Here is an 8843-nt window from a genome sequence, read left to right as displayed (position 1 = left end):
GCTCGCGGAACTCGGTGTACATCGAGTCGGCGATCGCCTTGACCGTGTCCAGGCCCACGAGATCGGCCAGGGAGAGCGGGCCCATCGGGTGGGCGCACCCCAGCACCATGGCCTTGTCGATGTCCTCCGGGGTGGCGAAGCCGGACTCTGCCATGCGGACGGCCGAGAGCAGGAAGGGCACGAGGAGCGCGTTGACGACGGCTCCGGACCGGTCCGCGGAGTGCACCACCTGCTTGCCGAGGACCTGTTCGGCGAACCCCTCGGCGCGCTCGCGGACGGACTCCCCCGTTTCCAGCGTGCTCACCAGCTCGACCAGCGGGAGCACGGGGACGGGGTTGAAGAAGTGCATGCCGATGACGCGCCGGGGCCGCGCGGTGCACGTGCCGAGCTTCATGATCGGGATGGAGGAGGTGTTGGAGGCCAGGACAGCCTCCGGATCGGTGACGACCTCGTCGAGTTCACGGAACACGGCCGTCTTGGCCGCCACGTCCTCGACGATCGCCTCGATCACCAGCTGGCGATCGGCGAAGTCCCCGAGATCGGTGGTGAACCGCAGTCGCAGGGCGGCCTGGTCACGTTCGCGCCCCGTGATCTTCCCGGAGGAGACCCCCCTGTCGAGTGAGGAGAGGATGCGGGACCGTCCCGCGGCGGCGAGTTCCCGGGTGGATTCCCACACCAGAACGTCGACGTGGGCGCGGGCGCAGACCTCGGCGATCCCCGCCCCCATCTGGCCGGCACCGACCACTCCCACGCGGGTGATCGGCCCCTGTCCCGGGGCTACCTCGCGGGTGGTGGGCATGTGCGACACGTCCTTCTCGAACCGGGTGGTCGGTCCGGGCGTGAGCCCGGGGGGTGCGCCGGACACGACCGGGGGCCGGGGCCGCCTCGAGGAGACGGCCCCGGCCCCCGGTGTGTTGGTGCCATCGTGCTGGCCGCCCTACTCGAGGACGGCCCGGGGGGGTCAGTGGAACTGACCCTCCTCGGTGGAGCCCTTCAGCGCCGCGGTGGACGTGTTGGGGTCGACCGTGGTGGCGATGCGGTCGAAGTAGCCGGCGCCGACCTCGCGCTGGTGCTTGACGGCGGTGAAGCCACGCTCCTCGGCGGCCTTGAACTCGCGCTCCTGCAGCTCGACGAACGCGCTCATCTGGTTGCGGGCGTAGCCGTAGGCCAGGTCGAACATGCCGTAGTTGAGCGAGTGGAAGCCGGCCAGGGTGATGAACTGGAACTTGAAGCCCATCGCGCCGAGCTCCTTCTGGAACTTGGCGATGGTGTCGTCGTCCAGGTTCGCCTTCCAGTTGAAGGAGGGCGAGCAGTTGTAGGCCAGGAGCTGGTCCGGGTACTCGGCCTTGACGGACTCGGCGAACTTCTTGGCGTACTCGAGATCCGGCGTGCCGGTCTCCATCCAGATCATGTCGGCGAACGGGGCGTAGGCCTTCGCGCGCTCGATGCACGGCTCGATGCCGTTCTTGACGTTGTAGAAGCCCTCGGCGGTGCGCTCACCGGTGATGAACGGGCGGTCACGCTCGTCGACATCGGAGGTGATGAGCGTGGCGGCCTCGGCGTCGGTGCGCGCGATGATGACGGACGGCACGTTGGCGACGTCCGAGGCGAGACGGGCCGAGGTCAGGGTGCGGATGTGCTGGTTGGTGGGGATGAGCACCTTGCCACCGAGGTGGCCGCACTTCTTCTCCGAGGCCAGCTGGTCCTCCCAGTGCACACCGGCGGCGCCGGCGGCGATCATGGCCTTCTGCAGCTCGTAGGCGTTCAGGGCGCCACCGAAACCGGCCTCGGCGTCCGCGACGATCGGGGCGAGCCAGTTCTCCACCGAGGTGTCACCCTCGATGCGGGCGATCTCGTCGGCACGCAGCAGCGCGTTGTTGATGCGGCGCACGACGGTCGGGACCGAGTTGGCCGGGTACAGCGACTGGTCCGGGTAGGTGTGGCCCGAGAGGTTGGCGTCGCCGGCGACCTGCCAGCCGGAGAGGTACACGGCCTCGAGGCCGGCACGGATCTGCTGGACGGCCTGGTTGCCGGTCAGCGCGCCGAGGGAGTTGACGAAGTCCTTGTTGTTGACCTTGTCCCAGAGGATCTCCGCGCCACGACGGGCGAGGGTGTGCTCCTCGACGACGCTGCCCTGCAGCTCCGCCACCTGCTCGGCGGTGTAGTTGCGGGTGATGCCCTTCCAGCGGGGGTTGGTGTCCCAGTCCTGCTGGATCTCTGCAGCGGTACGTGCCTTGCCGACGTTCGACATCGCGACTCTTTTCTGTCTCGGGGGCGGAGCCGGCTTCGCACAATTGCGAGCGCGGCGTCCTGTACTTGGAAAGGATGCCACACGCATTGCAGCCCGTCTACCTGGGAATTGTGCGAATATGGCGAGTTTCCTTGCATTGCTTGCGAACTTTGCGAAGAATGTGGGGCACACCACCGACCCGCGGGAGCCGCTGATGACCACCACTCACATGGGTGCTCGCCTGCGCCGCCTGCGCGAGGAGCACGGCCTCACCCAGGCCGCCTTCGCCGAGACGCTCGGGCTCTCCTCCAGTTACCTGAACCAGCTCGAGAAGGACGCGCGCCCGGTCACCTCCCGGGTGCTGGCCCGACTGTCCGAGGAGTACGGGGTCGACTCGACCTTCTTCGCCTCCGACGCCGACACGCGGTTGATCGCGGAGCTCACCGAGGCCCTGTCCGACCCCCAGGTCTCCACCGGGATCCCCGCTGGGGACGTCATCGACCTGGTGCGTGCCCACCCCTCGCTGGCGCGGGCGTTCGCGGTGTTGAACCAGCGGTACCGGAACTCCGCGGACCTGCTCGCGGCCCTCACCGAGAGCCGCAACGCCCTGTCCGACGAGGTGGACACCTTCGCGCTGGCCATGCCGCACGAGGAGGTGCGCGACTACTTCTACCAACGCCAGAACTACATCGACTCCCTGGACACCGCGGCCGAGGAACTCACCACCCGGATCCGCATGAACCGCGGCGACGTCCGGGCCGAGCTCGAGAACCGGCTCGCCGAGACACACGGGGTCCGCGTGGTGCGCCGCGTGGACCTGCCCGACGGATTGTGGCACCGCTACTCCGCCCGGGACCGCCGGCTGGACCTGTCGGCGCACCTGACCGGAGGACAGCAGGCCTTCCGGGTGGCGTCCGAGCTCGCGTTCCTCGAGCACCGCGAGCTGCTCGACCAGCTCGTCGCCGACGGGGCCTTCAGCTCCCCCGCCGCCGGCGCACTGGCCCAGCGCGGGCTCGCCAATTACTTCGCCGCGGCCGTGCTCATGCCCTACCAGCGCTTCCTCGACACCGCCGAGGACTTCCGCTACGACGTCGAACGCCTGATGACCTTCTACGCGACGGGCTACGAGACCGTGTGCCACCGCCTGTCCACACTCCAGCGCCCGGGCGCCTCCGGGGTGCCCTTCAGCTTCGTCCGCGTCGACCGCGCGGGGAACATGTCCAAGCGGCAATCCGCCTCCGGGGTCCACTTCACCACCTCGGGCGGCACCTGTCCGCTGTGGAACGTCTACGAGACCTTCTCGTTCCCCGGCAAGATCATGCGCCAGGTCGCGGAGCTGCCCGACGGACGCCTGCACCTGTGGGTCTCGCGGACCGTCACCACCCGGCCCATGAGGTTCGGTCAACCCCGCAAGACGTTCGCGATCGGACTGGGCTGCGAGGCCCGGCACGCCCACCGCACGGTCTACGCGCAGGGGCTGGACCTCGCCGATGCCGACGCCGCCACCAAGATCGGGTCCGGGTGCCGCATGTGCGAACGCCCCGCCTGCCCGCAACGCGCCTTCCCGCCGCTGAACCGCACCCTCAAGGTGGACGCGCACCGCTCGTCGCTCTCGCCCTATCTGCTCGACGAACCCCACTCCCCGGCCGCCTCCCCTGCCCTACCCTGACGGCCATGAGCCAGCCGCACAGCACCGACAGCGATCCCCGGCACCCGGCCCGGCCCCGCATCCGTCCCGGCGGATTCCGTGAACTCGGACCGGTGGGCTGGGCCGTGAACCGCGTGGGTGCCCGTGTCACCGGCAGCCGCGACGTCCACCTGTTCGCCACGCTCGGCCGTGCCCGCCGACTGTTCCCCGCATGGTTGGCCTACTCCGGGATGATGATGCCGTTCGGCGTCCTCGACCGCCGGACCACCGAGTTGGTGATCCTGCGCGTGGCCCACCTGCGGGGCAGCGCGTACGAGCGGGCCCACCACGAGCGGATCGGCGCGCGGGTGGGGCTCGACGACGACCAGATCACCCGCACCCTGCACGATCCCGCGGCCGCCGGGTGGTCGGATCGGCTGCGCGCGGTGTTGACCGCGGTCGACGAGCTGGTGCGGACCAAGGACATCACCGACGACACGTGGGCGGAGGTGGCGGCCCATCTGACCGAGGCGGAGCTGGTGGGTCTGGTGCAGTTGGTGGCGCAGTACGACGGCCTGGCCACGTCCCTGCGCGCCCTGCGGATCCAACCCGACCGCCCCCGCTGACCGCTCCCCCCTCAGTGCTGCGCCGCGGAGAGCTCGGCGCGGGTAAGGCAGGCGCGGGCCCGCTCGTCCAGTCCGAGCGTCCGGGTCTGGCCGGCGGGCACCATCACCTGCTCACCCTGCACCGTGCAGGAGAAGTCGGCGCCGTTGAGGTTGACGATCGTGATCTCGGTGTGGGTGCACCGGACCCGCACGTGCGTCCCGCGCACGGTCAGCCGGAACGTCAACGCGCCCCACTCGGCGGGCACCCGGGGGTCGAACGAGATCACGCCCCGGTAGTCGCGCATCCCGCCGAACCCGCTCACGAGCGCCGACCACACCCCGCCCGCGGAGGCCACGTGGATCCCGTCCTTGGCGTTGCCGTGCACGTCCGCCAGGTCCACCACCAGCGCCTTGGAGAAGTGCTCGAACGCCTCATCGCAGTACCCGATCTCGGCGGCGATGATCGACTGGACGACCGCCGAGAGCGTCGAGTCGCCGGTGGTGAGCGGGTCGTAGTACTCGAAGTTGGCCCGCTTCTGCTCCTCGGTGAACTCGTCGCCGCGCAGGAACATCGCCAGCACCACGTCAGCCTGCTTGAGCACCTGGTGCCGGTAGATCACCAGCGGGTGGAAGTGTAGGAGGAGCGGGCGGCGCGGGTGCTCCAGATCCTGGTCCCAGACCTCCTTGGCCAGGAAGTCCTGGTCCTGGGGGTGCACACCGACCGCCTCGTCGTAGGCGATCACCATGTTCTCTGCGGCGCGCCGCCATTCCGCGATCTCGCCGTCGTCGATCTTCAGGCGCCGACAGATCCCCGCCCACCGGCCGTCACCCAATTCGGCGATGCGCTTGCAGGCGATGGTCGCGGCCACCAGGTTGAACCTGGCCATGGCGTTGGTGAACAGATTGTTGTCCACCACGGTGGTGTACTCGTCGGGGCCGGTGACACCGTGGATGTGGAAGCAGCCGTCGTCGGCGAAGAACCCGAGCGAGACCCACATCCGCGCGGTCTCCACGAGCACGTCCACGCCCTCGCGGATCATGAAGTCCTCGTCGTCGGTCGCCCACAGGTACTTGACCATGGCGTGCGCGATGTCGGCGTTGATGTGGTACTGCGCGGTGCCGGCCTCGTAGTAGGCGGAGGCCTCCTCGCCGTTGATGGTGCGCCACGGGTACAGCGCACCGTTCACGGACAGGAAGCGGGCGCGTTCGCGGGCCTTGTCGAGCATCGAGTAGCGGAAGCGCAGGGCGTTCCGGGCGAACCGCGGCACCGTGTAGGTCAGGAACGGCAGGACGTAGGTCTCGGTGTCCCAGAAGTAGTGGCCGGAGTAGCCGCTGCCGGTGACGCCCTTCGCGGCGATCCCGCACGTCTCGGCGCGGGCGGAGGCCTGCGCCAACTGGAAGAGATTGAAGCGGATGGCCTGCTGGGTCTCGACAGGCCCGTCCACCTCCACGTCCCCGCGGTGCCAGAAGTGGTCGTACCAGTCGCGCTGCGTCCGGTGCAATTCCTCCACGCCGCGGTCGCGTGCCCGGGACAGGGTGCGCGCGCACCGTTCGGCGAGCTCGTTGGCCGGAACCTTCTCGGAGGTGTGGTACGCCGCCAGCTTGGTGAGCCTCAGGACGCGGCCTGGGGTGGCGTGGGCGTGGTAGACGACCTTGGAGGCGTCGTCGTCGCTCTCCACGCTCATGTCGACGTCATCCTCGGTCTCGACCTCGTGGTCCACGGCAACGGCGATCGACATCCCCGAATTGGCGCAGCGGTAGCCGTGCACCTGGTAGCCGCGCTGACCTTCGCAGACCACCGGCTCGAGCACCCGGTGCTCCAGCCCCTCCGACCGTCGCGGGTCGAACCCCTCGGGCACGGCCTCGGCGGAGTGGTACTCGTCCTCGCCGTCCTGCCGGTTGAGCACCTGCGAGGAGATCACCACCGGTGCCGGCTCCTCGGGCAGCTCGATCTCGTAGGTCATCACCGCGAGGTGCTTCTCCACCATCGAGACCATGCGGGTAGTCCGGATGATCACCTTCTTGCCGGCCGGAGTGCGCCAGACCAGCTCGCGGCGCAGGATGCCGTCGCGGAAGTCGATGCTGCGTTCGTAGTGCTCGAGGTCGGCCTCGGTCACCCGGAGCGGCTCGTCGTCCACGTAGATGCGGATCGTCTTGGCGTCGGGGGCGTTCACCATCGTCTGGCCCTCGCGTGCAAGGCCGAACGCGTCCTCGGCGTGCAGGATGTGCCACGTCTCATGGAACCCGTTGACGTACGTGCCGTGGGTCTTGGAGTCGCGCCCCTCCTCGAGGTTGCCGCGCATGCCCAGGTAGCCGTTGCCCACGGCGAACTGCGTCTCCGAGACACCCATCGGCGAGGCCTTGGGGCTGGTCTCCACCCAGCGCCACGGGTCCGCGGGGTGCGTGTGGCGGTTGATCTCCGGGACCTCGAGGTGGCTGCGGAGGTTGACACCGTAGGTCGTCCGGATGTTGCCGGGGACGGACTGTCCGATCGTGTCGTGGACCGGGCCGCGCCCGGGGGGGACGGGCGTCACGACCGTGCCCCCGTCAGCCCGGGGATCAACTCGGCCAGGTCGACGACGACGAGGTCGGCGCCCTCCCGGAGCAGGACATCGCGGCCCGCGCCGCGGTCCACGCCGATGACCTTGCCGAACCCGCCGGCGGCACCGGCCTGCACGCCCGAGACGGCATCCTCGATCACCGCGCAGCGGTCCGCGGGCACGCCCAGCAGCTCGGCCCCCCGCAGGTACGTGTCGGGGCGGGGCTTGCCGGGGATCTGATCGGCCTGCGCCACGAGTCCGTCGACGACGATCTCGAAGCGGTCCCGCAGTCCCGCCGCCTCGAGCACCGGGCGCGCGTTCTTGGAGCTGGAGACCACGCAGGAGGCGATCCCGGCGGCGTCGAGTGCGTCGAGGTAGGCGACCGATCCCGGGTAGGCCTCGATCCCCTCGTCGAGCAGCTCACGGAAGACGATGTTCTTGCGCAGACCCAGGCCCGTGACCGTGTCGGCCGCGGCCGCGATCTCGTCGTCGTCGCCCTCCGTCTCGCCTCCCTGCTCCAGGGTGATGCCGCGCGCGGCGAGCATCGACGCGATGCCCTCCACCCGGGGCTTGCCGTCGATGTAGCGGAAGTAGTCCTCGTCCGAGTACGGGTCGATCCCGCGGTCGGCGAAGTACGCGGAGAACATCCGGTTCCACGCCTGCATATGCTTCTCCGCCGTCGGGGTGATGACCCCGTCGAGGTCGAAGAGCACGGCATCAATGCCGTCATGGTCCATGTCGAATCCTGCTTCCGGGTCGGTGGGCCGATCGGGCTCGTCCGGTGACGCATCAAGGGTAAACACCCGGCCGCCGTGCCGAACCCCTCACCTCCCCCCGTGCGGCCCATCTCACGCCCGCGCGGGAGCGATGTGCGACAGGAAAGTGGGGCCCACCCGGCCTCCACGCGGGAGCGATGTGGGGCCCACCTGGCCTCCACGCGGGGCGGAATGCACTGTTGCCGGGCGCCCGGTGGCACTATGGTCGGTGACTCTGCACTAGAAGGAGAGAGATGCGACTTCGCACCCGCAATCCCCGCCGTGTCGCGATCGCCGGCCTCGCACTGGTCACCGCGGCCGCACTCACGGCCTGCACGTCGGATTCCGACGACTCCGGGAACGGCGACGCCTCGGGCGACACCCAGACCACGGCGACCGTCAACGAGTCCGCGCCCCAGGCACCTCTCGACCAGCTGGTCCTGGCCGAGGGCGAGGCCCCCGGTGGCGGCGTGGTGCAGGTGATCGAGCCGGATCTCCTCCAGGAGGCGGTCGACAAGCTCGTCGCCGACCAGGGCAAGCAGCTCATGGAGGACCCGGCGTGCGACAGGGTCTCCCGCCTGGAGACGGTCTCCAACTTCGCGACCACCGACGGCCTGACCGCAGCAGTGCGGTACAAGCAGTCGGAGGAGGACGACACCGAGCACCGCTTCGGTATCGGCATGGTGAGCCAGAAGCTCGACGACTTCATGGACCGCTCACTGTACGAGGCCTGCACCTCCTCGCGCAGTTCCACCAACCCCGACGTCGAGCTCGTGATGACCGTGGCGGACGCCCCGGCCATCAACGGCACCGAGGGTTTCCGGGTCACCAGCGACTTCATCACCACCCGGCCGGACGGCACCCGCTCGCTGAGCCGGGCCGTCGCGATCCACGGCTTCGCCCGCGACACCACCGTGAGCGTGGAGTACGCGGCCCGTGGCAACGACCCGGCGGCGGACCCGGTCCTGCCCTCCGCGGCCGGTGCCCTGGACGCCATCTACGAGGCACAGATGGCCAAGCTCATGGTGGCCGAGTAGCAGCTCCGACCATCGAAAAGAGCGTTCCGCGCACCGCCTCTCGGGCGAC

At 69.5% G+C, this 8843-nt stretch carries 7 protein-coding genes; 3 read left to right on the top strand and 4 right to left on the bottom strand.

Annotated elements, in window-relative coordinates; genetic code table 11:
• Both G6027_RS09965 and aceA read right to left on the bottom strand, forming a co-directional pair.
• Window positions 1-799 (bottom strand): 3-hydroxybutyryl-CoA dehydrogenase (locus G6027_RS09965; protein WP_182637039.1); only part of this gene is annotated, 799 nt, incomplete at its 3' end.
• A gap of 162 nt (window positions 800-961) precedes the next feature.
• Window positions 962-2251: an isocitrate lyase gene (gene aceA / locus G6027_RS09960; RefSeq protein WP_182637038.1), complete on the bottom strand. Its 1290-nt coding sequence runs from the start codon at window positions 2249-2251 to the stop codon at window positions 962-964.
• A 193-nt stretch (window positions 2252-2444) separates the two neighbouring features.
• Between aceA and ramB the strand changes: the two genes are divergently transcribed.
• Together ramB and G6027_RS09950 are read left to right on the top strand one after the other, a co-directional pair.
• Window positions 2445-3899: an acetate metabolism transcriptional regulator RamB gene (gene ramB, locus G6027_RS09955; RefSeq protein ID WP_182637037.1), complete on the top strand. Its 1455-nt coding sequence runs from the start codon at window positions 2445-2447 to the stop codon at window positions 3897-3899.
• Window positions 3900-3904: 5 nt separating this feature from the next.
• Window positions 3905-4483 carry a carboxymuconolactone decarboxylase family protein gene (locus G6027_RS09950; protein WP_182637036.1) on the top strand — a complete coding sequence of 193 codons (579 nt, stop codon included), beginning with the start codon at window positions 3905-3907 and terminating at the stop codon, window positions 4481-4483.
• An 11-nt stretch (window positions 4484-4494) separates the two neighbouring features.
• Here the strand turns inward: G6027_RS09950 and G6027_RS09945 are convergent, their stop codons facing one another.
• Window positions 4495-6996, bottom strand: a complete 2502-nt coding sequence (locus G6027_RS09945) for a glycoside hydrolase family 65 protein (RefSeq protein WP_182637035.1) — start codon at window positions 6994-6996, stop codon at window positions 4495-4497.
• Complete coding sequence (locus G6027_RS09940) at window positions 6993-7739, bottom strand: beta-phosphoglucomutase family hydrolase (RefSeq protein WP_182637034.1); 747 nt, start codon at window positions 7737-7739, stop codon at window positions 6993-6995. The genes G6027_RS09945 and G6027_RS09940 overlap by 4 nt, the downstream gene beginning before the upstream one ends.
• A gap of 272 nt (window positions 7740-8011) precedes the next feature.
• Between G6027_RS09940 and G6027_RS09935 the strand changes: the two genes are divergently transcribed.
• On the top strand, window positions 8012-8794 hold the full coding sequence (locus tag G6027_RS09935) for a hypothetical protein (RefSeq protein WP_182637033.1): 783 nt from the start codon (window positions 8012-8014) through the stop codon (window positions 8792-8794).
• The last annotated feature ends 49 nt before the right edge of the window (window positions 8795-8843 follow it).

This window comes from Dietzia sp. SLG310A2-38A2 (assembly GCF_014145095.1).
Taxonomy (GTDB): Bacteria; Actinomycetota; Actinomycetes; order Mycobacteriales; family Mycobacteriaceae; genus Dietzia.
Note: the sequence above shows the minus strand (reverse complement) of the source record. Positions and strands in the feature narration are given on the sequence as shown.

Bases quoted from the DNA above. Each gene is read 5' to 3' on its own strand.
- aceA (WP_182637038.1), bottom strand. From the start codon at position 2,251: ATGTCGAACGTCGGCAAGGCACGTACCGCTGCAGAGATCCAGCAGGAC.
- ramB (WP_182637037.1), top strand. From the start codon at position 2,445: ATGACCACCACTCACATGGGTGCTCGCCTGCGCCGCCTGCGCGAGGAG.
- G6027_RS09950 (WP_182637036.1), top strand. From the start codon at position 3,905: ATGAGCCAGCCGCACAGCACCGACAGCGATCCCCGGCACCCGGCCCGG.
- G6027_RS09940 (WP_182637034.1), bottom strand. From the start codon at position 7,739: ATGGACCATGACGGCATTGATGCCGTGCTCTTCGACCTCGACGGGGTC.
- G6027_RS09935 (WP_182637033.1), top strand. From the start codon at position 8,012: ATGCGACTTCGCACCCGCAATCCCCGCCGTGTCGCGATCGCCGGCCTC.